This is a genomic window from Streptomyces sp. NPDC001732 (assembly GCF_053596315.1).
This window is the reverse complement of the sequence record NZ_JBSFFY010000009.1, coordinates 57677-82255: the sequence shown is the minus strand read 5'-3', so window position 1 is coordinate 82255 and position 24579 is coordinate 57677. Positions and strand designations below refer to the sequence as shown.

Here is a 24579-nt window from a genome sequence, read left to right as displayed (position 1 = left end):
GCCGGGAAACTCATCGGTCGTCGCACGTACGCCTGTGGCAAAAATCGTCCGGAGCCAGGGGTCCTGCCGTGCCGGTGGAGAGGGGTGGGCCGACGCGCCGGGCCCGGTGAGGGGGCCCGGGGCGTCGACCCGGAGGGGTTGCTCAGCCGAACTGGCCGACCTGGTAGTCGCCGGCGGGCTGCTGGTTGATGACGTTCAGCCGGTTGAAGGCGTTGATGAGGGCGATGAGCGACAGCATGGCGGCGAGCTGGTCCTCGTCGTAGTGCTTGGCGGCATTCGCCCAGGCCTCGTCCGTGACGCCACCGGCGGCGTCGGCGATGCGGGTGCCCTGTTCCGTCAGTTCCAGGGCGGCGCGCTCGGCATCGGTGAAGACCGTGGCCTCGCGCCAGGTCGCGACCAGGTTGAGACGGGTCGAGGTCTCCCCGACGTGGGCGGCCTCCTTGCTGTGCATGTCGGTGCAGAAGGCGCAGCCGTTGATCTGGCTGGCGCGGAGCTCCATCAGATGCTGCGTCGTGGGCGGCAGCGTCGAGTCCGCGACCACCTTGCCCGCCGAGACGATGTGCCTCAGGAACTTGGTCGCGATCTGGTTTTCGAAGAGGTTCAGACGGGCGTCCATGGTGCACTCCTTGCCGTTTCGATGACTACACCTCCTTGACGGAACGGCCCGGCAAGATGTGACAGGGGTGAATGTGACGTGACTCTCCCGGCGCACCCGGCGCACCCGGCGTGAGACGTGAGTCTCCCGGCGTACTCGGCGCGCGGGGGCACCGGGGGACGGGGGCGTCAGGGGATGGGGAAGGTCTTCGGGGCCCTGGCCGTGATCAGCAGGCCGGCGAGCAGGCTCGCGAGCAGCGTCAGGCCGGCTGCCCACCAGAAGGCGACGGAGTAGCCGTCCAGGACCGCCTCGTTCGTCTTCCGTACGGCGGCGGACAGCGCTTCCGGGAGGCTGTGCGGGCTGATCAGGATGCCTTGCTCGGCCGCGTCGGCCAGGCCCTCGGGCATGTCCGGCGTGCGTTCCAGCCGGGCGGAGACCGCCGAGGCGAGGATGCCGCCGAACAGGGGAGAGGCGGCCCAGGCCCCCGATTGCCGGGCGATGTTGACCATCGCCGAGGTCCCACCGGCGTGCTGCGGGGCGATCCCGCCGATCCCGCCGGTCGCGAGGGAGAAGAGCGGTACGAAGGCCAGGCCGGTGCCGGAGCCGACGAGGAGAAGACCGGGCAGGACCTGGGCGATGTACGTGCTGTCGGCGTCGAGACCGGTCAGGAGCGCCATGCCGATCGCGGCCGCCACCAGGCCCGGCACGACGATGTTGCGGGGTGCCTGGAAGCGGTACAGCCGGGCGGAGACCTGGGAGGCGACGAGGATCGCACCGGCCAGGGGCAGCAGGGCCAGGCCGATCCCGGACGGCGTGTAGCCGAGGGCCCCCTGCAGATACCTGGTCAGGATCATGTGCTGGACGAGCAGGCACAGGCCGATGAGGAACAGGGCGAGGCAGGAGCCGACCCGGTTGCGGTCCCCGAAGACGTACGGCGGCAGCAGCGGGGTGGTCGTTCGGGTCTGCCACCAGGCGAAGAGTGCGAGCAGAGCGACTCCGCCGGCGAGGACGACCAGGGCCAGGAGGTCGGTCCAGCCGTGCGCATCGACCCGGTCGAAGCCGAGGACGAGGACGACGAGCCCGACGGAGCCGAACAGCAGCCCCGGCAGGTCGAGGCGGGCCGGGGTACGGGCAGGGGTACGGGCCGGGTTGTCGTGCACCAGGGCGGCGCCGATCGTCGCGAGCACGGCGATCGGAACGTAGATGTACAGGGCCCAGCGCCAGCTCAGGTTCTCCAGCAGCCAGCCGGCCGAGAACAGGCCGATCGCCGTTCCGCCGCCGACGACCGTCGCGTAGATCCCGAAAGCCCTGCCCCGTTCCCCCGGCTCGGTGAAGTCGGCCGACACCAGGGCCAGCGCACCCGAGGAGAGCAGCGCGGCGGACGCGCCCTGCAGGACGTAGGCCCCGATGAGCACGGCGGAGGAAGGGGCCGAGCCGCCGACCGCGCACGCCACCGCGAAACCGATCAGGCCGATGACCAGTGCCCGTTTGCGGCCCAGGAGGTCGGTGACGTGCCCGCCGACCAGCAGAAGTCCGCCGAACGCCAGGCCGTAGGCGAGGGACATCGAGCCCAGGGAGTCGAGGGAGAGGCCCAGATCGGCATGGACGGACGGGAGCGCCACGCTCGTGACCGTCGTGCCGACCAGCACCAGCAGCTGAGCCAGCGCGGCCACCCCCAGCCCCCACCACCGCTGGGGGTGCGGGGCCTGGGCATCGGCCGGGGCGGGGGAGACCGGCAGGCCGCCGGGCCCCGGGCCCCCGAAGGCGCCGAACCCCGGCGACGGGGGCGGGCCGGCCGGCACCGTCGGGGCGTACGCGGGCGGCGGGGAAGACGGCTGGGGCCGTGCGGCGGGATCGGGCTGCGCGGCGGGACCGGGCTGGGACGGGACGCGGGGGTCCGGCGCGGTCCTCGTCTCCGGCGCGAAGTCCAGCAACTGAGCCGCGTGACGCCCGAGTTGGGCGAGCACCGAGCCGGGCAGCCATTCGCCGTCCCGGTCGGTGGCCGTGCGGGCGGCCACGTCGGCGGGGGTGGGCCGCTGCGCCGGGTCCTTGTGGAGGCAGGCGCGTACGAGATCGACGAGCGACTCCGGTACGCCGGTCAGGTCCGCCTCCTCCTCCGCGATCCGGAAGAGGTGCGCGTTCAGGCCGGTCTCCGTGGCACCGAAGAGGAGGCGGCCGGTGGAGGCGTAGACGAGGACGGCGCCCAGGCAGAACACATCGCTGGCCGGGGTGAGTTCGAGGCCGCGCACCTGCTCGGGCGACATGAAGCCGGGGGAGCCGATGAGCATTCCGGTGCGGGTGTGCAGGCTGTCCCCGGCGAGGCTGTCCATGGCCCGCGCGATGCCGAAGTCGATGACCCGGGGGCCGTCCACCGTCACCAGCACATTGGACGGCTTCAGGTCGCGGTGGATCAGGCCCGCCCCGTGGACCGACTGCAGGGCCACCGCGAGACGGTTGGCGAGGGTGCGCACCGAATGCTCGGGCAGCGGCCCGAAGTCCTTGGCGACCACGGTGGTCAGATCGGGCCCGGGAATGTACTGGGTCGCCACCCAGGGCACCTGCGCCTCGGTGTCGGCGTCGAGCACGGCCGCCGTCCAGGTCCCGCCCACGCGCCGGGCCGCGGCCACCTCGCGTGCGAACCGCTTGCGGAATTCCGGATGCTGGGCGTGCTCGGCCTGCACCACCTTCACGGCCACGGTCCGTCCGGCTTCCGAGCGGCCGAGGTACACCAGGCCCATGCCGCCGGCGCCCAGGCGGGCCATCAGGCGGTACGGGCCTATATGCGTCGGGTCTTCGGTGATCAACTGGTCCACGGTAACAAGGTAGTTGAGGTGCCCAGGCCGCGGTGGCGAGTCGTGGTGAGTTGTGGCACGTCGTGGTGAACCGGCGATGCGCCCGGATGCCACCCCGGTCCGCCGGGCGCCACCTCGGTCCGCCGGGCGCCACCTCGGTCTGCCGGACGCCGCCTCGGCCCGTCGGACCTTTCGGTCCGCCGGGCGTCTCAGTCGGTCGGGCGGGCCGAAAGGCCCGTCGGGCGCAGTGGGGCGCTCGCCACTCCCGACGCGCGACCGCTGAGCTCGGCGTCCAGGGTTTCCTGGGCCGTGCGCATCGACTCGACGTACTTCGGCTCGGACATCCGCTCCCAGGCGGCGTCCGGCGCGACCTGCTCGACCCGGCCGACCACCCACCAGATGTTGCCGAACGGGTCCCGCACCCTGCCGCCGCGGTCCCCCCACGCGCTGTCGGAGATCTCGGTGACCACCCGCGCCCCGTGCGCGACGGCGGCGGCCATGGCGGCGTCCGCGTCGGGGACGTACACCCGCAGCAGCGAAGGCATCACCGGCCAGTCGGACCGCCGGTCGAAGGCCAGCACGACCGTGTCGCCGATCCGGATCTCGCCGTGGCCGATGCTGCCGTCCTCGACCGGTACCCGGGCGAGCTCCTCACCGCCGAACGCGGCGGTGAGGAAGTCGAACAGGGCACCGGTGTCGTCGGTCACCACCCAGGGGGCGACGCAGGTACGGCCTTCGGGGGCGATGCGGTTCATCGGTCACGTCCTTCCTCGTGGTCCTTCGGAACGTGACGACCGTAGGAACCCAATAGGCCAGATCCGGTCCTGTATCGAGGAAGGACGGGGACGCGACGGTTGCTCAGCCCTTCGGCTGGGTGAAGCGGAGGCGGTTGCCGAAGGGGTCGCGGAGACCGCAGTCCGTCCCGTACGGGCGGTCGGTGGGCTCCTCGGTGAACTCGACGCCCCGGGCCAGCAGCGTCTCGTACGTCTTGCGGCAGTCGTCCGTGGTGAGGATGAGCCAGCCGCCCGTCGCCCCCTTGGTCACCAGGTCGCGGACCTGCTGCGCCGTCTCCTCGGACATCGCCGGGGCACCCGGCTTCTCCAGCAGGATCTGGCGCTCCGGGTGGCCCGGGACGCCGACGGTCAGCCAGCGCATGAAGCCCATGTCGACATCGGCGACGACTTCCAGCCCGAGCTTGCCGACGTAGAAGTCGAGGGCCTCGTCCTGGTCGAGGACGTAGATCTGCGAGTGCGTGATGGCGTTGAACATGTGCACCACGTTACGAGGCGGGCCCGGCGAAAACTTATCCGAAACTGCTCGACCGGAGAGCGGGTGCGGGAGGGGCCGGACGGTGCCGGGGACCTTCGGGTTGCGGGGCGCCGGTGCCGGGGATCAGGCGCCCGGCCGCGTCCACGCCATCATGAAGCACGTCGGCACGCCCGCGGCCGCCGCCTCCTTGCGGTACGTGCGCGGAGACCGGCCGACGATGTCGTGGAACGTACGGCTGAAGGTTCCCGGGCTGCCGAAGCCGACCTCGAAGCAGATGTCCGTCACGGATCGGTCGGTCTCCCGCAGCAGGAACATCGCACGCTCCACCCGGCGGCGCTGCAGATAGCGGTGCGGTGTCTCGCCGAACGTCGCCCGGAAGGTGCGGGCGAAATGCGCCGGCGACACATGGGCGATCCGGGCCAGGGCCGGGACGTCCAACGGCTGGGCGTAGGCGCGGTCCATCGCGTCCCGGGCCCGGAGCATGCGGCGGTTGGTGTCTTCGGTGGCGCGGCTCACGAAGCCATCACACCACGGCATCCGCCCGGTGTTCCCGGACGGGTGCTCCGCGCGGTGCCGGGGCGGACGTCGCAGCCGTGGTGCCGGATCAGGATCCGGTGGTGCCGTCGACGATCTCGCGGATGATGTCGAGGTGGCCGTTGTGCCGGGCGGTCTCCTCGGTCAGGTGCAGGACGATCCAGCGCAGGTCGGGAGCCGTGCCGTTGTCGCGTCGGCGCCGGGCCGGGGTGTCCAGGTCGTGGGAGGCGACCAACTCGCGGTAACGGGTGGTCCGTTCCTCGTACAGTGCGAGGACGTCGGCGAGCGGCATGTCCACCGCGATGCGCATCTCGCGGTCGGGGTCCTCGTCCGTCCAGGGGCCCTCGTCCTCCCCGCCGAGGAAGACCACCTCGAACCAGTAGTACTCGACCCAGCTGAGGTGGTTGATCAGCCCGGCGATCGTCATCAGGGGAGAGCCCGGCAGCGGGGCCCGGCGGGCGTCGTCGGGGGAGACGCCCTCGCACTTCGCGCGTGCGGTGTCGCGGGTGTAGTCGAGGAAGGTGGCCAGCTGGGTGCGCTCGTCCCATGCGGGAGGCGTGTCGGTGCGTGTCATCGGCGTACACCATGAGCGATGGGCCGGTGGCTGTCCACCGCATAAAGCGATCGCGCGAAGAGGGCGTACGAAGCGGGCGCGCGAAGCGATCGCGTGAAGCGGGTGGGCCGGTGCCCGCGCAGCCCCGGAGGCGGTGGCGAAACAACCGGTACCGGGGCCGGAGCATTGAGGTCCGTCCCTGGGTCCGTGGGCCCACGCCTGCACGGATGGATCTCATTACGCTCATGCGTGACCAATCGTGAGCACACCTGATCAGGCGCCGTCACGGGCGTCTGTCCGGCGCGCCCGCACGCACGTTGATCTGCACCCTCCACCTGTATCCGTTCATGGGGTGATGTGTCGATGAGTGACGGTTTCTTCTACTCGTACCATCTCGGCTGGAGCCGCCCGGACGCCGAGTCGCTCTTCGGCGACCTCGACGCGGCGGGGCTGCGGCTCGGGCATCCCGTCACCCGGCGGGTCACACTGCTCGGGCCGGGGCCCGGCTCCCGGGTCCCTCCGTCCTGGGTGACCAGGGAGCAACTCGTGTTGCTGGCCGGGCTGCAACGGCTCGACACGGTCGACTTCCTGTTGTGGACGAGCGGCGGCACCGAGGTTCCCGCCCGCGTCTACCGGATGCGGGACGGAGTCGTCGCGCTGGAATTCGGGTTCGGCCGACTGGACCGGGACGAGCAGGAGGCGGCTGCGAGGGCGATCCGGGAGGCGATAGGGCGGGCCTCCGTGCTCTGCATCGGGTTCGTCGTCGACCGCGAGGGCGCCTCCGCGGCGACGGACTGGAGCGGTGTCGTCGTCGACGGGACGACGTACTTCGACAGTTGGCCCGACACGCTCGCCGTGCGGCACGAGATCGCCGCGGTGCAGCCGCAGCTGTCCGGTGTGGCCTCCTACGACCAGTCGCCCTGGATGCTGTTCGGCAGCGAGGTCCCCGTGCGGTAGCGACAGCGGCGGCAGCAGCACCGGCGCCGGCAGCAGCGGACGGCGGGGCCGAAGAGGCATCGACGAGGCACCAATGGGTGTCCTATTTGCTCCATTGCTCCGTAACTCCCGCGGGAATCGGCGAATTTGAGCGTTGCATTGGGCCCTGGGGCCCATGCCCCGAAGGGTGTCGGTGTGGTCGGATGCGTGGAGTGGCTGAACTGTGGCCGCACACCGGCAAGCTGGGGGACTCGTCGTGTCTGGCACAGGCGGATTTGCGATTTCGGGTGGCGCCGACGGTGGTGGCGTCGCCGTGACTCGGCAGGGCAGACAGTCCTTGCCGCGGCCGTTGCAGGCGGTGCTGATCCTCGTCCGGCTGCTCTTCGCAGCCGCGGTGCTGGGCGGTGCCGGTGTCCTGACGGTGGCGTCGGCGGTCAACGAGGTCGACGGCCAGCTCTTCGGGCTGCTGCTGTACGCGGCGCTGCCGGGCGTGGTCGGTTTCGTGCTGTCGCTCTACGTGCGCACGGGCGGCGTCTGGATCTGGCGCGGGCTCCTCGCCGTACACGTCTGGTTCGTCGTCGGAGCGCTGTCGACCCTCGGCGAGGGCGGGGGCGGGCGGGGCGTCACCCAGCTGGTGATGCCCCTCGTCGTGGTCGTCCTGCTGTTCCGGGCGAGCTCGCGCGAGTGGTTCGACCTGCGCCCCGAACAGCGCGCCCCGCACCGGCGGTTCAGCATCGCCCGCATGATCAGGTGGCGCCGCGACGACGGCCAGACCGCGATGGAATACCTGGGCATGGTCCTGGTGGTCGTGGCCCTCATCGCCGGGCTCGTCGTCACGGGCATCGGCGCCCAGATCACCGGCGGCATGCAGGACGCGATCTGCCGCCTCACCGGCAGCGCCTGCCCCGCCCCCGGCAGCGGCGTGGAGGCGGGGCACGGTGCCTCGTCCGGCGGAAGCACGGCTTCGGGCGGTTCCGACGCGGCCGGCGGCACGGACTCCGGCGGCTCGGTCGCCACCGGCGGTACGAGCTCGGGCGGCTCGGATTCCGGAGGCTCGGGCTCCAGCGGCTCCAGCGGCTCCAGCGGTTCGGGCTCGGGCGGCTCCGACGGAGCGGGAGGAACCACGGCCGGCTCCGGAGGCTCCGGCGCCTCGGGCGGTTCCGATGCCTCGGGCGGCTCCGGCAGCTCCGGCTCCACCGGCGGCGACACCACCCAGGTCGACGACGGCGGCGACGACGTGGACACCTCGGGAGAGGTGGACGGGGGCGACGTCCCGGACGACGACGGGGACGGCGGCGACGACAAGTCCGACGAGAGCTGCACCTCGGGCATCGGCGCGTTCTTCTCCTGCGCCGCGCACCAGACCGGAGGCTTCTTCAAGGGCCTGGTCGGCGACGGCCTGTGGGGCGACATCACCGGCACCATCGGCACGGTCCTCCACCCCGTCGAGGCGTGGAACGGCCTGATGGACTACGGCAAGAGCCTCGGCGACAAGTGGAGCCAGGACTCCAAGGACGCCGGTGACAAGTGGTCCGAGGGCGACTACCTCGGCGCGATCTGGGACTGGACCAAGGCGTCCGGCGGCACCGGCCTCAAGGTCCTCGACGACATGTTCATCGGCGACGAGGTCCGGGACATGTGGAAGGAGGGCAACGAGGGCCAGGCGATCGGCACCGGTCTCTGGAACATCGGCTCGCTCTTCATCCCGGGGTACGGCGAGGCCAAGCTCGTCGGCAAGTTCGGGAAGCTGGGCAAGCTCGGGAAACTCGGCAAGCTGGGCGAGGTCGCCGAGAAGGCGTCGGAGGCCGCCTCCAAGGCGAAGAAGGCCGCCAAGGCGGGCGACGTCGACGCCGCGGAGAAGGCCGCGAAGGAAGCGCAGCGGCACGCCGACGACGCCGCCGAGGAAGCCGGTGTCAAGGGCTGCACCGTCGGCATGGGCGGTCGCGTACGGGTCCCGTACGGCGGCGGCACCGGGCCGGGGCTGCCCGGCACCGGCACCGGGGTCCTGGCCGGAGCACGCACGGCCGTGCCCGTCGGGTTCTTCACGAAGGACTGCGGCGAGGTCGACCCGGAGAAGAAGGCGGCTGCCGACGAGGCCCAGCGGCTGGCCGACGAGGCGGCCGCGGCCGCGAAGGCGGCGAAGCGGAAGAAGGACCTGGAGCGCGCCCAGAACCAGCCGAAGCCGGCCTGGTACAAGGACCTGAAGGACCCGCCGGCCGGGGCCAAGGACGGCGGCGAGGGCAACTGGCAGGAGATCGGGCCGGGCGTCTGGAGCTACCCGACCGAGATGGGTGCCCGCTACCAGGAGCAGATCTCCAAGGTGGGCCGCGGCAAGGAGTACCGGGTGCCGCTGGACAAGCTCACGGGCAAGCCGGTCGACTTCGACGGCTGGGACGCCTCGCGGGGCACCTACCTGGAGGCCAAGTACGGGTACCGGGGCAAGGACTACTACAACGCCGACACCGGGACGCTCACCTCGAAGGTCGCCGACCGGTGGGCGGACCAGGCACGCCGGCAGGTCGACGCGGCACGCGGCAAGCCGGTCGAGTGGCACCTGTCCGACCCGGACGTCGCCGAGGCGGCGCGAGAGATGTTCGAGGACCGGGGCATCCCGGTTAAGGTGATCCACACCCCGGGGGACGTGACCGGCTGAGCGCCGGACATGACCGGCTGAACGCCGTACGGGGGTGGCGAACCGCGGACCGGAGCCCGAGGGAGAACGTGTCGTGCTGAACGTCGTAGTCAACGGTTTCTGGGGCCTTCGCGGGGAATCCGTGCCGGGCATCGCCGAGCGCTGGTCCGGCACGCTCACCGCGCTCAAGGACATCGACGGCCCGACGTTCGACGTGTGGCACGAGGCCGGTGACGACCTCCCGTCCGATCCCGTGCTGGAGCCCTCGGTCCCCGCGCTGGTGGAGTACATCGAGCGCAAGAGCACGGGCCCCGACCTCGACGTGGTGGGTCGTACGGCGTCGCTGTGGGCGCAGAACCCCGGTGCGGCGCGCGTGTCCATGGCGATTCACGCGGGCAGCACCTCGCACTACGCGGTGAACTCCGTCTCGCTCGCCTTCAGGTCGCGCGAGGTTGACGAAACCGCGGAGGCGGTCCGGCGCGCTCCGGAGATCCTGCGCGTCCTCGCGGAGCACTGGGAGATCGACGCCGGCCAGGTGTACGACAGGCCCCAGTACCGGGCGGTGGCCGAGCGGTTCGGCCTGGAGAACAGCGACCCCCGCTGCGGCCGTGCGGTCTTCCTCTCCGCCGGCCGCGCCGCGCTCGCCCCCGAGGGGCTGCCCGGTACGTACGTCCGTACCGCGCACGGCGGGCTGGTCGTCGACCTCACCCGCGGTGGTGCCCAGTCCCCCTCCATCGAGACGATCGTCGAGGCGAACGCCCTGCTGCGGGCGGCCGGGGCGCTGGAGAAGCTCCCGCAGCCGTTCGACCGCGCCACGTTCTGACGCGCCACGTTCCGACGGCTGCGGGGCGTCGCGCACCTACCGGGCGGACACGCGCCCCGGGAGTGCGCGGGGCACTTCCCGGGGCGTACGTACGTCTCAGAGCCACCCGCGCATCGCCGCGAACCCCAGCAGCAGCCCCACTGCGAACACCCCCGGCACGAGCGTGAACACCACCGGCATCAGTACCGGCCCCCACGCCCCGGGCCCGGCCACCGTGGCCCTCCGGGCGGGGTCGGCCGGGTCGTAACTGACCCGGACCGGTGCCCCGACCTCGAAGCCGAACGGGCCCGGGGCGTGGTCGGTGAACTCGATGTCGCGGCCGTCACGGGTGCGGAACGCGAAGACGTACTCGGTGGCGTAACGGTGGTCCGCGCCGGGGCCGCGGTCCACCGTCCGGCGGTCCGCGCACCGGCCCTCGGCGCGCTCACCGTGCCGCAGCAGCCGCAGCACCCGGTTCAGGCGCAGCGCCGAACGGACCGCGAACACACCGAGGAACAGGCCGAACAACAGCAGGAACGTGGCCGTGCCGCCGGGCAGGATCTGCATGGACGGGTGCTCCCGGCCCGCTACTTGACCGTGATCGAGTCGACGAAGGCGTCGAGGTCCTGCTTGCTCAGCGCCCCCTTCACGGCGTTGAGCCGGACGGCGAACGGCACGTCCTTGGAATCGACACCGGCCACCACGACGCCCGTCATCCGGGTGCCGGGCGCCGGGGTCCCGTCCTTGCCGCTCGACGTGAACTCGTAGTCGATCCGGCGCGCGTCGCGGGCCCCCTCCGGACCCGCGAGCCGTACGTCCTCGGTCTCCTTGCGGGTCGCCCCGAGACCGATCCCGGCGCCCGCCGCCGCTGCCGCCTCGGCGGCGTCGTCCACACCCGTGGCGAAGTCGAGCTGCACGGAGACCATGCCGGTGCGCAGCCCGCCCTCCTTCTTGAGCGCGACGGCGGCGTTGGCCTTGGCGAGGTCGGCCTCGGCCTGTTCCTTGTAGCCCTTGTTCTCCGGGTAGCCGACGGAGAGGCTCTTGGTGTCGAGCGTGCCCCAGCCCTCCGGGACGGCGGCGGTGTCGCCGCCGCAGCCGGCGAGCAGGGCGAGGCCGATGGCGGCGGCAGCAGCTGCGCCGATCGCCCGGGACATCTTCATCGTCGTCGTCATCGCCTTCGCCTTGTCGTCGTGCGTGGTAGCCGCGGTCACCCGCGCACCGTAGCCGTACCCGGTTCCATCCGGTCGCACCGGCCTTAGCTACTTCGCGCAGTAGCTGTACGGCAGGTACGAGCGCTTGTCGCCCTGCGGGGCCCCGAGGAACTCCGCGTCGGTCAGTGTCTCCTTCTTGTGCTCGTCGGAGATGGAGAACCCGAGGCTCATGCCGAGTGACACCTCGAAGCCGAACTCCTGGGCGTCCGTCAGGCCGTTGTACTTCATGGAGCTCGACAGGCCGTCCTCGAACATCAGCTGCTCGAAGGGGTCGCCGCCGGTGGGCCGCTCCTGCATGGAGTGGTCGCCGAACATGTACTCGAACGGGGCGGTGTTGTTGCCGGAGCCGTCGAGCCACTGCTCGGCGATGGCCCGCTTGTCCTCGGTGGCCTTGTCCGTGTCCTTGCCGAAGACGATCGAGTTGGTCTGCACCTGGATGCCGGTCTCGCCGGAGGAGTCGGTGCCGCTGGCCTTGCCGCCCCGCTTGTCCTTGCCCTTCTCGCCGTTGTCGCCCTTGACCTCGCCCTTGTTGGAGGTCGAACCGCCCTCGAGGGTCTGGGTCATGTCGATGCGGACGATCTTGCCGGTCTTCTGGTCGCGGGTGACGGTGATCGCCCCGGTCCGGCTGTCCTTCACGCCGGCCGTGCCGCCGAGCGGGCCGGCCGAACCGCTGACCTTGCCCTCCAGTTCGAGCTTGGCGGTGTACGTGTACGACTCGTTGCCGTTGACGTCGTCCTTGGTGATGGTCACCTCGGGGGAGAACTTCGCCTTGCCGCCGAGCTTCGCGCCCAGTTCGGACTCGTCGCCCGCGCTGATGGAGAGGCCGCCGTCCACGTACCCGTTGAGGCCGATGGTCGAGTAGGAGATCTTCTTGTCGCCGATCTGGTCCTCGACCTGCTTCTTCTTGTCGGCCCACTTCATCCCGGAGTACCAGCCGCCGCCGTAGCCGCCGCTGTACTTCGTGGAGGTCTCCCACATCTTCATTTCTTCGATGTCGTCGCGCATCTTCTGGGCCTCTTCCTCGCTCTTGAAGACCCAGGTGTCACCGTTGGTGATCTTGATGCCGCCGCCGACGTCCACGTCCGCCTTGCCCAGCTTGCCGAGCTTGACGCCGGGGGTGCTGGCGGTGGCACCGGCCGAGGCGGCGTCCGTGAACGTCATGTAGACCAGCTTGTCGTTCTCGTCGACCTTGCCGTCGCCGTTCACGTCGGTGTTGGCCTGGCTGACCTTCTGCTGGAAGCCGTACTCGTTGCCCCACTCGAACCAGCCGATCTTCACCTTGCCGCCGACGGTGTCGGTGATGCTGGAGACCTGGCACATCTTGGGCTCGTAGTCGGCGTCCGTCTTCGGCTTGGCGGTGTTCTCCGTGCCGCCGTCGCCGCCCGTGGAACAGCCGCCACCGCCGCCGCCCAGCGCGCTGATCGCGCAGCGGATGCGCTCGCCGATCTGGCCGCCGACGCCCGCCATGGACATCGCGCCGATCAGGGTGACGACGAGGACGACCACCCCCAGGTACTCCATGGCGGTGGCACCGCCGTCCCGCCAGGAGTAGGGGTGGTACGGGGCCGGCGCCGGTTCGTCCGCGCGGTCCTCCAGGAGCCGGTCGACGGCCAGCCCGGCCGCCGCGCCGGTCGCCAGCGAGACGATCGGCATCAACGTGCCCTCGACGTCCACGACGTGCCAGGACACGGCGAGCCCGTAGGCGAACGCGGCCAGCGGGACGCCGAGGGAGGCCGACAGGGACACGAGGCGGGACTCGCGGTGCTCGTCGGGCAGGACGCGGGCGGCGGCCAGCACCGTGAGGACGGTCGTGATGACGTTCGGTACGTGCAGCAGTCCCAGGCGCCAGCCGAAACTCGCCAGCCGCTCCTCGGTGGCCAGCATCTCGACGAGCCCGCGCGATATGAGGTACCCGGCGGCGATGTACACCAGCGCGCCGGCGGCCCAGCTGCGGGTCAGCGCGAAGAACACGCCACCGCTCGGGCCGGAACCGGCCCCCCCGCTGCCCGGCGGTATGTGGCCCGCGCTTCCGCTTCCCCAGCCCCCGCCACCAGTCACGGTTCTCCCTCTCCGACGTCCACTTGCCCTGCCCGAGCCCGCAGTTCTGCATTTCGGGTTCGAGCGTGAGCGTACGGATGTACGAGCCGGGTGACCTGGGCCCTTGGCCCCAAAGTCGGGCCCAACGGGTGGTGCCCCGCCCGCCCGCGGGGGCGGGGGAGCGGGGCACCGGGTGCCGGGGAGGTGGGCCCGGGGGTCAGTCCAGGTCGTCCGCGAATGTTCCGGCGCGCTCGGCGACCTCCGGGCGGCGGACCTTCAGCACGGCGAATCCGGCGATCCCGACGACCAGCGCGCCGACGAACACGTACGGCAGCACGTTCAGCGGGGACTCCGGGACCGGCCACAGGTTGCGGTAGAAGACGTAGACCATGGCGGCGGCCCCGATCAGGCCGAGGGTCCAGGCGACCAGCAGCCCCCGTGCCCCGATCCGGCGCACGAACAGCGGGGCGGCCAGACAGACCAGGGTGTAGCTGAGCATGTAGCCGAAGACACCGATGGTGTCGATGTACGACGTCGCGTTCAGCGGTGCGGTCCCGGCTCCGACCACGAGCACCGCCGGAACGGCGACGAACGGGGTGACGGTCCAGATCGCGGCGGACGGGGTGCGGTGGCGCGGGTGGGCGCGGCCGAGCCGGGCCGGCATCACGCCCTCGTTCGCCATGCCGAACAGCAGCCGGGCGGCGACGGTGATGCAGGCCATCACCACGGCCACGAACGAGGCGGCGAACCCGGCGTGCAGGAAGAACTTCAGGAAGCCGAGCCCGGACATCTCCGCCAGCTCGTCCATCGGGTCGGAGCTCTTCCCCAGCGCGTCCGCCCCGCCGAACCCGGCGACCTGGGCGTACGTGGCGAACATGTACAGCACCCCGGCCAGCACCGCGCTGCCCATCACCGAGCGGGGGATCGCCCGGTACGGGTCGGTGGCCTCGGCGCCCAGCGAGGCGGCGCCCTCGAAGCCGACGAAGCCCAGCACGCCCAGGACCACGGCGAAGACGATGCCGTCGAGGGTGGAACCGCTCAGGCTCAGCTGGTCGGTGTCGATGATGTTGCCGCTCTTGAGGAAGGCGGGCAGCAGCACGACCACGATCAGGACGATCGACACGACCTCCAGCACCGAGGCGACCCGGGCCGCCGTGCGCACGCTGGCGATCGTCAGCCGCATCGCGACGGCGGCCAGCAGCAGGTCGAGCAGGATCTGCCCGGTGATCCCGGTGAAGATCCCGATGCCGATCTGGTCGAGGGCGCGCGCCGTGTAGTACCCGGCGCCCGCGAGCGAACCCGAACCGATGCACACCGCGCCGATCAGCAGCGCCCACCCGGTCACGAAGGAGCCGGACGCCCCGAGCGAGAGCCGGGAGAACGCGTACAGCGAACCGACCCCGGCGCGCCTGCGGGCGAAGACGCAGATGCAGTACGCGATGGCGAGCACGGCGGCCATGGCGAGGAAGAAGGAGAACCAGGCGCCGTTGCCCGCGGACGCGGCCATGCTGGCGGGGGCGAACGCGATGACGGCGCTGGGCGCGACGTTGGCGACGCTCTGCGCACCGACCTCGAAGGTGGAGACGGAGCGGTGGGCCAGGCCGTCGGCCGGCTTCGCGGCGGTGGCCTGCTTTCCGGCGGTGCTCATGTCCGGTCCTCCATCATCAGCAGCTGGCGCAGGGCGTGACCGGCGGCGAGGTCGGCCAGTGCGTCGCCCGCCTCGTCCAGCGGACGCCGCGCCGAGATCATCGATTCCACGTCGAGCTCGCCCGACACCACGAGGTCCACCAGCTCGGGGATGTCCCGGGCGGCGTCGACCGAGCCGTAGTTGGAGCCGAGGATGCGCTGGTCGGCCTCGGCGAGGGCGAGGGGGTCGAAGCGCGCGGTGCGGCCGGCCGGCGGGAGGCCGACGATGACGGCGGCGCCGCCCTGGCCGAGCGCCGCGATGGACTGCTCGGTGGTCTCGATCTTGCCGATGGCGTCGAAGACGTAGTCCAGGCCCTCCGGGACCAGGGCGCCCAGCGCCGCGACGACGTCGCCGTCCCGGGCGTCGACGGTGTCCGTCGCGCCGAGCCCGCGGGCCAGCTCCAGCTTCTCCGGGACGACGTCGACGGCGACGATCCGGCCCGCCTTCGCCAGCCGGGCGCCCTGCACGCAGGACAGGCCCACCCCGCCGCAGCCGATGACGGCGACGGTCGCGCCCTCCTCGACGCCCGCCGTGTTGCGGACCGCGCCGACCCCGGTGGCGATGGCGCAGCCGACCAGGGCGATGACGTCGAGGGGCGCGTCCTCGCGGACCTTGATCGCACCGGAGGCGGGGACCACGACGCGCTCGGCGAACGAGGAGACCCCCAGGTAGTGGTGGGCCTTCTCGCCGTCGACGGAGAGCCGGCTGGTGCCGTCGTACAGCACCCCGCCGGGCGCCACGACCTCGGCGACCAGGGCGCACGCGGCGGGGCGCCCGGCGAGGCAGAACCGGCAGGTGCCGCAGGAGGGGACCCAGGACAGGACGACGTGGTCGCCGGTCTCCAGGCCGGTGACGCCCTCGCCGAGCGCGGTGACCACGCCGGAGCCCTCGTGCCCCATCACGACCGGGGTGGGGTGGTCCCACTCGCCGCGCAGGACGTGGAGGTCGGAGTGGCAGACGCCGGCCGCCGTCACGGCGACCTCGACCTCGCCGGGGCCGGGCGGGGCCAGGGTGACCTCGGTGACGGCCACCTCCTGGTCCGGGGAGCGGAAGACGACGCCACGCACGGTGCGCGCGGTGCTCTCTTGGGAGGACGGGGAGCTCATCGGCTTACTCCTCGGGTGGTGCGGAACGGTCGGGGGAGGGGTGCGGCGGCCGGCGAGGGGGAGGCGCGGCGACCGTCGGGGCACTCTGTTTAGTGCCATTAAACTTTCGTCAGAGTTTTACAGCACTAAACTCGATGGGTAAAGACCTTTCCGACCTGCTTTTTCCCCCGGCCACCGACGGTGACGACCCCGACAGGTAGCGTGTCCGCCATGTCCGAAGCCCCTGACAGCCACATGTCCACGATCGGTCCGCGGCTGCGCGAGCTCCGCCTGACGCAGGGGCTGACGCTCGCTCAGGTCGCCGAGGCGGCGGGTGTGACCAAGGGATTCGTCAGCCTCGCCGAGCGCGGCAAGACCTCGGTCTCCGTCCCGACCCTGATCCGCATCTGCGAGGCCCTGGGCACCGGCATCGCCACGCTCTTCGACTATCCGGACCAGGACGTCGTCAAGAGCGGTCTGGGCGCCAGGCTGGAGATGGGCGGGCACGGCATCGAGGAGTTCCTCCTCACGCCCGCCGAGGAGCGGCACGTCCAGGTCATGCGGACGATCCTGCGGCCCGGCGGCGGCTCCGGCGGCGCGTACAGCCTGGAGGCCGAGACGGTCTTCGCCTACATGGTCCGCGGCACGCTGCGGCTGAGCGTGGACGGCGAGCCCCGGCTCCTGGAGGCCGGCGACTCGACGACGTTCTCGGCGCGGGCCGCGCACGCCTGGGACAACCCCGGCGAGGACGAGGCCGAGGTCCTCTGGTCGATCGCGCCCGCCCTGCCGCTCTCCCGCACCAAGCTCCGGCCGTAGCGGGGAGCGGGGGCGGGGAGCGGCCCGGCCCCTCACGAAAGGGGCGTCGTACGAGGGGCGTCACGGAACGCTCGTCGCGAAAAGGGCCGTCGCGCAACGGCTGTTGCGCGACGCACGTCACGGTCGGCTCAGTTGCCGTCGACCACGCTCTGGACGATCTCCACCCGCGCCCCCGGCCGCAGCCCCCACTTCTCCATCGCCCCGGCCTCCGCCTCGATCACGTGGCGGGCCCGTAGCCGGGGCATCCCCAGCCGTCCCGGCTTCATCGTGCGCACCGCCAGGACCTTGAACTTCCGGTCCAGGTACGCCACATCGATGGTGAACCGCATCCCGAAACAGTGCACACTCCCGCACGGGGTGATCAGAAGAGCACCGTCGATCCCGTCCTGCCCGAGCAGCCCCCGGCTGCGGGCCCGGTACGAGGCCGCGATCCGCAACGGAATCTGCTGCCCCTGACCTCCCTGTGCGTCGGTGACCGTCAACGTGCCGCTGCCATTGCGCCATTGAGCCATGGCCATGAAGGTAGCGCCCGGTGACGGCCACTGGGTCCGGAACGGTGCGCAGTGGGTCCCAGGGCCCATGACCCGTGTCCGGCACCCGCCTAGGGTCGGCTCCGTGGACGCCATGCTGACAGTGCTCGCCGCACTCTGGGGCGCAGCGGCCGGACTGCTGGTCCCGCGCGCCGCCTACCGGTTCTCCGTCGAACCGGACGACGCCTGGCGCGACACCTGCCCCGCCGGACACCCCCTGACCGGGATCGCCCGCGGCTGGCTCGGCTCCACCCGCTGCCCGATGTGCGCCGCCGCGCCCGTGCCCGTCGTCGCGAGCACCGGACCGGGCACCCCGGACGAGGGACCGGGCACTCCGGGCGAGGAGGCGCACGCCCCGGATGAGGGCCCGGTCGGCTCCCTGCCACCGGCCCCCACGACCCCGGCCCCCACGCATCCGGCGCGTTACGCCCCCGGCGCCCTCGTCCCCGTCGTCACCGCGCTCGCCTGCGCCGTGCTCGCCGCCGCCACCGGGGCCCGCCCCGAACTGGCCGTCTGGCTGCTGCTGGCCCCGGTCGGCGTGCTCCTCGCGACCATCGACCGCCGCGTCCACCGGCTGCCCGACCGGCTGACCCTGCCCGCCGCAGCCGCCGTCGCCGTACTCCTGGGCGTCGCGGCGCTGCTCCCCGAGCACGGCGGCTCGTGGGTCTCCGGGCTGCTCGGCGGGGCCGCGCTCGGCGGCTTCTACTTCCTGCTCTTCCTCATCAACCCGAACGGCATGGGCTTCGGCGACGTCAAGCTCGCCCTGTCGCTGGGCGTGGCCCTCGGCTGGTACGGCTGGGCCGTGCTGTTCGCCGGAGGCTTCGCCGGGTTCCTGCTCGGCGCGGCGTACGGGTTCGGGCTGATGGTCCTGCGCCGGGCCGGGCGCAAGACCGGCATCCCGTTCGGCCCGTTCATGATCACGGGTGCGCTGCTGGGCATCCTGCTCGGCGCCCTGGCCGCCTGACCCGCCCGTGATCCGCGGCGGCCCCGGAGTATTGCGGTCGCGCGGGCCCGTGCCCGGCTGACACCATCGCCGTATGGCCGGTACACCCGAAGAAGAAGCAGCAGGCGCGGCGGCGGCCGAACGCGCCCGGTTCGACGCCCTCGTCGCCGAGGCCGACGCCGTACCGGTGGAGGGCTGGGACTTCTCCTGGCTCGACGGCCGGGCCACGGAACAGCGCCCCTCCTGGGGGTACGCCCGCGCCATGGCGGACCGGATGGGGCGGGCACGGGCCGCGCTCGACATCCAGACCGGCGGCGGCGAGGTCCTCGCGTCCGTGCCGAAGCTGCCGCCGCTCGCCGTCGCCACCGAGTCCTGGCCGCCGAACGTCGCCCGCGCCACCGCCCTGCTGCACCCGCGCGGCGTGGCCGTGGTGGCCGACCGGGACGAGCCGCCGCTGCCGTTCGGCGACAACGCCTTCGACCTGGTGGTCAGCCGGCACCCGGTGACCACCTGGTGGGAGGAGATCGCACGGGTGCTCGCCCCCGGCGGTACGTACTTCTCGCAGCAGGTCGGCCCGGCCAGCGTCTTCGAGCTCGTCGAGTACTTCCTCGGCCCGCAGCCGCCGCAGGTGCGCCGCGCCCGCGACCCCGAGCGGGCACGGGCCGCGGCCGAGGCGGCCGGGCTGGAGGTCGTCGACCTGCGGGCGGAGCGGCTGCGCACCGAGTTCTTCGACATCGGCGCCGTCGTCTACTTCCTGCGGAAGGTGATCTGGATGGTGCCGGGCTTCACCGTCGAGGAGTACCGCTCGCAGCTGGCCGCGCTGCACCACCGGATCGAGACCGAGGGCCCGTTCGTCGCCCACACCACCCGCTTCCTGATCGAGGCCCGCAAACCGGAGTAGTCGCCGGGGTACGGAGCGGGCCGCGGCCCCGGCCGGTCGGAGCCCCGCTCCCCGCGAAGGGTGCGACCCTGGACGGTGAGCGCCGGGAAGGGGATCGCCATGAGGACGGGAAACGGGGACGGAACACCGCGGGTCCCGCGGCAGGGGAGGGCCGACTGGCTCAGGGGCGCCCGGATCGTCGGGGTGCTCGGTGTCTTCTACCGGCCGGAGGGCCGGGTCGGGGAACCGGAAGCCGTCGAATTCCTGCTGGCCGACGGTCAGTCGGTGCTCCTGACCTGCGCGTCCGAGGGGACCCTGCGGATCGCCCCCGGCACCTGGCCCCGGCTGCCCGACTGGTGCGTGCCCTCGGGCCAGTGGGAGTTCGCCGCCGTGACGAACCTGCCGCCGCCGCCCGACGGCGGCTGGACCGTCACCCGCACCGAGGAACACGGCGACGAACGGGGCGAGGTGCGCGAGGCCGTCATCCGCTGCGAGGGCGGCAGCTTCGTGGTCCTGGGCGGCGACACCATGACGATCCGCTTCACCCGAGGCCACCGCGGCGCCCCGGCAACCGCCTGACCCCCACTCACCCCGCTCACTCCGGTCCCACCGGCCACAGCCCCGCGCCCCGCCCCCTCCGGGTGGTGCCCACAATGCCCCGCCCCCGTCCGGTCGCCGACCGCGATCCGGACGATTCGGAGACGCCGGTCCGCCGGTCCGGGGCCTGTCCCATACTCGGCGCATGACCTCTGTGAGATGCGCGGCCAGGGTTCTCGCCACCGCGACAGCACTCGTTCTCGTCCCCGTTCTCCTCGTCGGCTGCGGCACGGAACGGGCCGGAACCGGAGCCGGGACCGAGGGGCCCGGTGCGAACGGCGGACCGCCCTCCGGGGACGCCTCCTCCCACGACGAACCGGTCGACGGCAGCGACGCCTCGAAGTACCGGGAGAACCACGCCTTCCAGTCCACCGCCGAACTGTCCCCGGCCGACCGGGAGCGGGGCGAGGCCGAGGCGAAGAAGGTCGTGGCGGGCCTGTCCGGACTCGCGGAGGGCCGCAGGAGCACCGAACCCCGCATCCGCGCCGCGCTCACCGGCCTGGGCTACCCGTCCGAGTCCGTCTCCACCGGCACCTTCGGCACCCACCGCACCACCTTCGTCCTCGACCTCGGCAGGATCTGCGTGGAGGGTTCGCTGGACGGCATGGTCAACGGGCTGGTCAAGGCCGAGGCGCACGGCAAGTACCTGGAGGGAACCGGCTGCGTGAAGCCGGTCGGGGGCCACTGAGACGTCAATCCGGCGATGTGCGCGCAACGGAGTTCGGTGAACCCGGAGAGTAATTGTGGAGTGGCGTGGCACGCGGCAGCACTTACGAAGGGTTATGGTGGAAACCCCCCCCTCGGGCCGGTCCGTATCCCCCCCCACGGACCGGCCCGTTTTCTTTCGGGCCGCGGGACCGGTCGCGCACCGGTCGTGAGCCGGCCCCGCGGGTCCGTCCTCCGTCAGCTCCGTCCGGCCCAGATGTTGGTGCCCGCGGTGTCCACGGCGAAGGTGTCGATCTCGGCCAATTCCTCGGCGGACAGCGGGGGCCCGGCGAGCGCCGCGACGTTCTCCTCCAGCTGCCCCACGCTGGAGGCGCCGATCAGGGCGGAGGTCATCCGGCCGTCGCGCAGCACCCAGCCGAGCGCCAGCTGGGCGAGCGACTGGCCGCGCCGCCGGGCGATGTCGTTCAGCCCGTTCAACCGGCGGAGCACCTCCTCCGAGAGCAGGCCGGGGTCCAGGGACTTGCCCTGGGTGGCGCGCGAGCCCTCGGGGATGCCTGTCAGGTACTTCCCGGTGAGCAGGCCCTGGGCGAGCGGTACGAAGGAGATGCAGCCCATGCCGGCCTCCTCCAGGGTGTCGAGCAGACCGTCGTCCTCGATCCAGCGGTTGATCATCGAGTAGGACGGCTGGTGGATCAGCGCCGGGACACCCATCTCCCGGAGCAGCCGGGCCGCCTCGGCGGTCTGCTCCGCGTTGTACGAGGACACCCCCACGTACAGCGCCTTGCCCTGCCGGACGGCGGAGGCCAGCGCCCCCATCGTCTCCTCCAGCGGGGTGTCCGGGTCGAAGCGGTGGGAGTAGAAGATGTCGACGTAGTCCAGGCCCATCCGCTTCAGCGAGGCGTCGAGCGAGGACAGCAGGTACTTGCGGGAGCCCCATTCGCCGTACGGGCCCGGGTGCATCTCGTAGCCGGCCTTGGTGGAGACGATCAGCTCGTCCCGGTACGGGGCGAAGTCCTGGTGGAAGATCTTGCCGAAGTTGAGCTCGGCGGAGCCGGGCGGCGGCCCGTAGTTGTTGGCCAGGTCGAAGTGGGTCACACCGAGATCGAAGGCGCGGCGCAGGATCGCCCGCTGGGAGTCCAGCGTGCGGTCGTCGCCGAAGTTGTGCCAGAGGCCGAGCGAGACGGCAGGGAGCTTGAGACCGCTGCGGCCGGTGCGGCGGTACTCCATGGAGGCGTAACGCGTGTCGGCGGCCAGGTAATGGAGAGGGGAATCAGTCACGTTTCTCTCCTTATCACGGACTTGTGACAGACCGGGTTGGGACGGTGTGCCGCTTGCGCAGTAATGTGGCGGCTTCGGGGGCCGTCATGACGCGGCGGGCGACGGACCCTGTGTACCGGCGCGGTGACCCCAGGGGGCGACCCCGGACCCCGGGCACAGGGGTGGGCGGGCCCGCACGGAACCGAGAGGTGAACTCAGTGAACTTGCGTGACCTGGTGTATGGGCTCTACGCGCGCCGGGTGGAGGCACGCCTGGACCACACCCAGGTGCCCAAGCACATCGGCGTCATCCTCGACGGCAACCGGCGCTGGGCGAAGGCGTCCGGCGGCACGGCCGCGCAGGGCCACCAGGCCGGCGCGGACAAGATCAAGGAACTCCTCGGCTGGTGCAGCGAGACGGACGTGGAAGTCGTCACGCTCTGGCTGCTGTCCACGGACAACTTCGACCGGCCCGAGGCCGAGCTGACCCCGCTCCTCAAGATCATCGAGAACACCGTGCGCGACCTCGCGGCGGACGGCCGCTGGCGGGTCCACCACGTCGGCACGCTCGACCTGCTGCCCTCCCACACCCAGACCGTGCTCAAGGAGGCCGAGCAGGCCACGATCGGGGTCGACGGAATACTGGTCAACGTCGCCGTCGGCTACGGCGGGCGGCAGGAGATCGCGGACGCGGTCCGCTCGCTGCTGCTGGAGCACTCCGCCAAGGGGACGTCCTTCGAGGACCTGGCGGAGATCGTCTCCACCGACCTGATCTCCGAGCACCTCTACACCCGGGGCCAGCCCGACCCGGACCTGGTCATCCGCACCAGCGGCGAGCAGCGGCTGTCCGGCTTCATGCTCTGGCAGAGCGCGCACTCCGAGTACTACTTCTGCGAGGTCTTCTGGCCGGCCTTCCGCCGGGTCGACTTCCTGCGCGCCCTGCGCGACTACGCGGCCCGCCACCGCCGCTACGGCGGCTGACGCCGCGTCCGTCCCCGGCCCCTGCGGCGCGGGAACGGAACGGTGCGGACGGCACCCCGGGCCACAGGAGCCCGGGGCACAACTCCCAGCTCACCCGCCCCGGGCGGCATGGCTTCGCGGGTTCGAGGGAATACCCCTGACAGGTCGACATCCGGTCAGGAACCAGGCGGATGTCGTGTCCAGAAGAGCGGCATGGAGTCCGCTCGCCCGGGAGGCCCTTTGCACACGAAGGACCGTACACACCGTGCGGCCGACGCGGAGGGCCGGTGCTCGGCCCGCGCAACGGGGCCAGAGCCCGGTCCGTTCTCTCCCATTGGGATGCTCCGCGACGCCGTCGCACCCCAACCTCGTCCGAGGGGGTACGTCCTTCCGTGGTGACCAGCACAAAGCGCCGCATTCCCGACAGGCGCACCTACGTTCTCGACACCAGCGTGCTGCTGGCCGATCCGAACGCCATGGCCCGGTTCGACGAGCACGAAGTCGTGCTCCCGATCGTCGTGGTCACGGAACTGGAGGCCAAACGGCACCACCCGGAGCTCGGTTACTTCGCCAGGCAGGCCCTGCGCCTGCTGGACGACCTCCGGGTCAGGTACGGCCGGCTGGACGCCCCGATCCCGCTCGGAGACCTGGGCGGAACGCTGCGCGTCGAGCTCAACCATTCCGATCCCGGAGTGCTGCCCGCCGGCTACCGGTTGGGGGACAACGACTCACGGATCCTCGCGGTCGCACGCAACCTCCAGGCCGAGGGGTACGACGTCACGGTCGTCTCCAAGGACCTGCCCCTGCGCATCAAGGCGTCCTCGGTCGGCCTCCTCGCCGAGGAGTACCGCGCCGAACTCGCCATCACCGACTCCGGCTGGACGGGCATGTCGGAGCTCCCGCTCGGCGCGGAGCAGGTGGACCTCCTCTACGGGGAGGAGACGCTGTACGTGCCGGAGGCCGCCGAACTGCCCGTGCACACCGGGCTGGTCCTGCGCTCCGAGCGCGGCAAGGCGCTCGGCCGGGTCACCGCCGAGGGCAATGTGCGCCTGGTGCGCGGCGACCGGGAGGTCTTCGGCATCCACGGCCGCAGCGCCGAACAGCGCATCGCGCTCGACCTGCTCCTCGACTCGGACGTCGGCATCGTGTCCCTGGGCGGCCGGGCCGGCACCGGCAAGTCGGCGCTGGCGCTCTGCGCCGGGCTCGAAGCCGTCCTGGAGCGCAGGCAGCACCAGAAGGTGATGGTCTTCCGTCCGCTGTACGCGGTCGGCGGGCAGGAGCTGGGCTATCTCCCCGGCACCGAGGCCGAGAAGATGAGCCCCTGGGCGCAGGCGGTCTTCGACACGCTCTCGGCGGTCGCCGGGCGCGAGGTGATCGAGGAGGTGCTGGGGCGCGGCATGCTGGAGATCCTGCCGCTCACCCACATCCGGGGCCGTTCGCTGCACGACGCCTTCGTGATCGTCGACGAGGCGCAGTCGCTCGAACGGAACGTCCTGCTGACCGTGTTGTCCAGGATCGGGTCGAATTCCCGGGTTGTGCTCACGCATGACGTGGCCCAGCGGGACAACCTCAGGGTCGGCCGGTACGACGGGGTCGTCGCCGTGGTCGAGAAGCTGAAGGGGCATCCGCTCTTCGCGCACGTCACGCTCACCCGCTCCGAGCGTTCGCACATCGCCGCACTGGTGACCGAAATGCTGGAGGAAGGCCAGATCTGATACGGGATACGACAGTTGGTGCCGCCCGGCGAGCGCAGTAGCTTAGCCGGGCGGCACCGTGCTGCGGCGGCATTTTCGTAAAT

At 71.7% G+C, this 24579-nt stretch carries 23 protein-coding genes; 10 read left to right on the top strand and 13 right to left on the bottom strand.

From position 1 onward, the window contains the following. Positions 1 to 142: 142 nt before the first annotated feature. The 6 genes from ACWCXX_RS12485 to ACWCXX_RS12460 form a co-directional block, all read right to left on the bottom strand. The gene (locus tag ACWCXX_RS12485; RefSeq protein ID WP_451126301.1) at positions 143 to 616 is read right to left on the bottom strand and encodes a carboxymuconolactone decarboxylase family protein; all 474 of its coding nucleotides are present in this window, start codon (positions 614 to 616) and stop codon (positions 143 to 145) included. A 167-nt stretch (positions 617 to 783) separates the two neighbouring features. Continuing rightward, complete coding sequence (locus tag ACWCXX_RS12480; RefSeq protein ID WP_451126300.1) at positions 784 to 3408, bottom strand: MFS transporter; 2625 nt, start codon at positions 3406 to 3408, stop codon at positions 784 to 786. A gap of 188 nt (positions 3409 to 3596) precedes the next feature. Next, positions 3597 to 4142, bottom strand: a complete 546-nt coding sequence (locus tag ACWCXX_RS12475) for a VOC family protein (protein ID WP_451126299.1) — start codon at positions 4140 to 4142, stop codon at positions 3597 to 3599. 103 nt (positions 4143 to 4245) lie between these two features. Beyond that, a complete protein-coding gene (locus ACWCXX_RS12470; RefSeq protein ID WP_451126298.1) occupies positions 4246 to 4656 on the bottom strand; it encodes a VOC family protein in 411 nt (136 codons plus the stop codon). A gap of 123 nt (positions 4657 to 4779) precedes the next feature. Further along, positions 4780 to 5172 (bottom strand): helix-turn-helix domain-containing protein, encoded by a 393-nt coding sequence (locus ACWCXX_RS12465; protein WP_451126297.1) that lies wholly within the window; start codon positions 5170 to 5172, stop codon positions 4780 to 4782. 88 nt (positions 5173 to 5260) lie between these two features. Beyond that, on the bottom strand, positions 5261 to 5764 hold the full coding sequence (locus ACWCXX_RS12460; RefSeq protein WP_451126296.1) for a DinB family protein: 504 nt from the start codon (positions 5762 to 5764) through the stop codon (positions 5261 to 5263). A 342-nt stretch (positions 5765 to 6106) separates the two neighbouring features. Here ACWCXX_RS12460 and ACWCXX_RS12455 point away from each other — a divergent pair, with 342 nt between their 5' ends. The 3 genes from ACWCXX_RS12455 to ACWCXX_RS12445 all read left to right on the top strand — a co-directional run bounded on the left by ACWCXX_RS12455 (position 6107) and on the right by ACWCXX_RS12445 (position 10134). Then, entirely contained in the window at positions 6107 to 6700 is a 594-nt protein-coding gene (locus ACWCXX_RS12455; protein ID WP_451126295.1) for a hypothetical protein, read from the top strand. A 316-nt stretch (positions 6701 to 7016) separates the two neighbouring features. Continuing rightward, a complete protein-coding gene (locus ACWCXX_RS12450; protein ID WP_451126294.1) occupies positions 7017 to 9332 on the top strand; it encodes a Tox-REase-5 domain-containing protein in 2316 nt (771 codons plus the stop codon). Between the two features lie 73 nt (positions 9333 to 9405). Next, positions 9406 to 10134, top strand: a complete 729-nt coding sequence (locus ACWCXX_RS12445) for an Imm52 family immunity protein (protein WP_451126293.1) — start codon at positions 9406 to 9408, stop codon at positions 10132 to 10134. Between the two features lie 96 nt (positions 10135 to 10230). Here ACWCXX_RS12445 and ACWCXX_RS12440 read toward each other — a convergent pair whose 3' ends face one another. From ACWCXX_RS12440 to ACWCXX_RS12420, 5 genes are all read right to left on the bottom strand, one after another. Then, the gene (locus ACWCXX_RS12440; protein ID WP_451126292.1) at positions 10231 to 10680 is read right to left on the bottom strand and encodes a DUF3592 domain-containing protein; all 450 of its coding nucleotides are present in this window, start codon (positions 10678 to 10680) and stop codon (positions 10231 to 10233) included. Between the two features lie 20 nt (positions 10681 to 10700). Next, positions 10701 to 11273, bottom strand: a complete 573-nt coding sequence (locus tag ACWCXX_RS12435) for a hypothetical protein (protein WP_451126455.1) — start codon at positions 11271 to 11273, stop codon at positions 10701 to 10703. A 99-nt stretch (positions 11274 to 11372) separates the two neighbouring features. Further along, positions 11373 to 13382, bottom strand: coding sequence for a hypothetical protein (locus ACWCXX_RS12430; RefSeq protein ID WP_451126291.1), 2010 nt, complete (start codon positions 13380 to 13382; stop codon positions 11373 to 11375). Positions 13383 to 13578: 196 nt separating this feature from the next. Further along, entirely contained in the window at positions 13579 to 15009 is a 1431-nt protein-coding gene (locus ACWCXX_RS12425) for an APC family permease (protein WP_451126290.1), read from the bottom strand. Beyond that, complete coding sequence (locus ACWCXX_RS12420) at positions 15006 to 16154, bottom strand: zinc-binding dehydrogenase (protein WP_451126289.1); 1149 nt, start codon at positions 16152 to 16154, stop codon at positions 15006 to 15008. Before ACWCXX_RS12420 ends, ACWCXX_RS12425 begins: the two co-directional genes overlap by 4 nt. Before the next feature lie 210 nt (positions 16155 to 16364). Between ACWCXX_RS12420 and ACWCXX_RS12415 the strand changes: the two genes are divergently transcribed. Then, positions 16365 to 16949, top strand: a complete 585-nt coding sequence (locus ACWCXX_RS12415; RefSeq protein WP_451126288.1) for a helix-turn-helix domain-containing protein — start codon at positions 16365 to 16367, stop codon at positions 16947 to 16949. A gap of 128 nt (positions 16950 to 17077) precedes the next feature. Here the strand turns inward: ACWCXX_RS12415 and ACWCXX_RS12410 are convergent, their stop codons facing one another. After that, entirely contained in the window at positions 17078 to 17467 is a 390-nt protein-coding gene (locus ACWCXX_RS12410) for a DUF192 domain-containing protein (protein ID WP_451126287.1), read from the bottom strand. Between the two features lie 97 nt (positions 17468 to 17564). Between ACWCXX_RS12410 and ACWCXX_RS12405 the strand changes: the two genes are divergently transcribed. The 4 genes from ACWCXX_RS12405 (at position 17565) to ACWCXX_RS12390 (ending at position 20587) form a co-directional block, all read left to right on the top strand. Next, on the top strand, positions 17565 to 18443 hold the full coding sequence (locus ACWCXX_RS12405) for a prepilin peptidase (protein WP_451126286.1): 879 nt from the start codon (positions 17565 to 17567) through the stop codon (positions 18441 to 18443). A 73-nt stretch (positions 18444 to 18516) separates the two neighbouring features. Continuing rightward, complete coding sequence (locus tag ACWCXX_RS12400) at positions 18517 to 19323, top strand: class I SAM-dependent methyltransferase (RefSeq protein ID WP_451126285.1); 807 nt, start codon at positions 18517 to 18519, stop codon at positions 19321 to 19323. A 99-nt stretch (positions 19324 to 19422) separates the two neighbouring features. Then, a complete protein-coding gene (locus tag ACWCXX_RS12395) occupies positions 19423 to 19881 on the top strand; it encodes a hypothetical protein (protein ID WP_451126284.1) in 459 nt (152 codons plus the stop codon). A 163-nt stretch (positions 19882 to 20044) separates the two neighbouring features. After that, a complete protein-coding gene (locus ACWCXX_RS12390; RefSeq protein WP_451126283.1) occupies positions 20045 to 20587 on the top strand; it encodes a hypothetical protein in 543 nt (180 codons plus the stop codon). Positions 20588 to 20802: 215 nt separating this feature from the next. On the opposite strand, the gene mgrA is transcribed toward ACWCXX_RS12390, so the two are convergent. Next, entirely contained in the window at positions 20803 to 21843 is a 1041-nt protein-coding gene (mgrA, locus tag ACWCXX_RS12385) for an L-glyceraldehyde 3-phosphate reductase (protein WP_451126282.1), read from the bottom strand. A 197-nt stretch (positions 21844 to 22040) separates the two neighbouring features. On the opposite strand from mgrA, the gene ACWCXX_RS12380 reads away from it, so the two are divergent. Then, positions 22041 to 22802 carry an isoprenyl transferase gene (locus ACWCXX_RS12380; protein WP_451126281.1) on the top strand — a complete coding sequence of 254 codons (762 nt, stop codon included), beginning with the start codon at positions 22041 to 22043 and terminating at the stop codon, positions 22800 to 22802. Between the two features lie 371 nt (positions 22803 to 23173). Continuing rightward, positions 23174 to 24496: a PhoH family protein gene (locus ACWCXX_RS12375; RefSeq protein ID WP_451126280.1), complete on the top strand. Its 1323-nt coding sequence runs from the start codon at positions 23174 to 23176 to the stop codon at positions 24494 to 24496. The last annotated feature ends 83 nt before the right edge of the window (positions 24497 to 24579 follow it).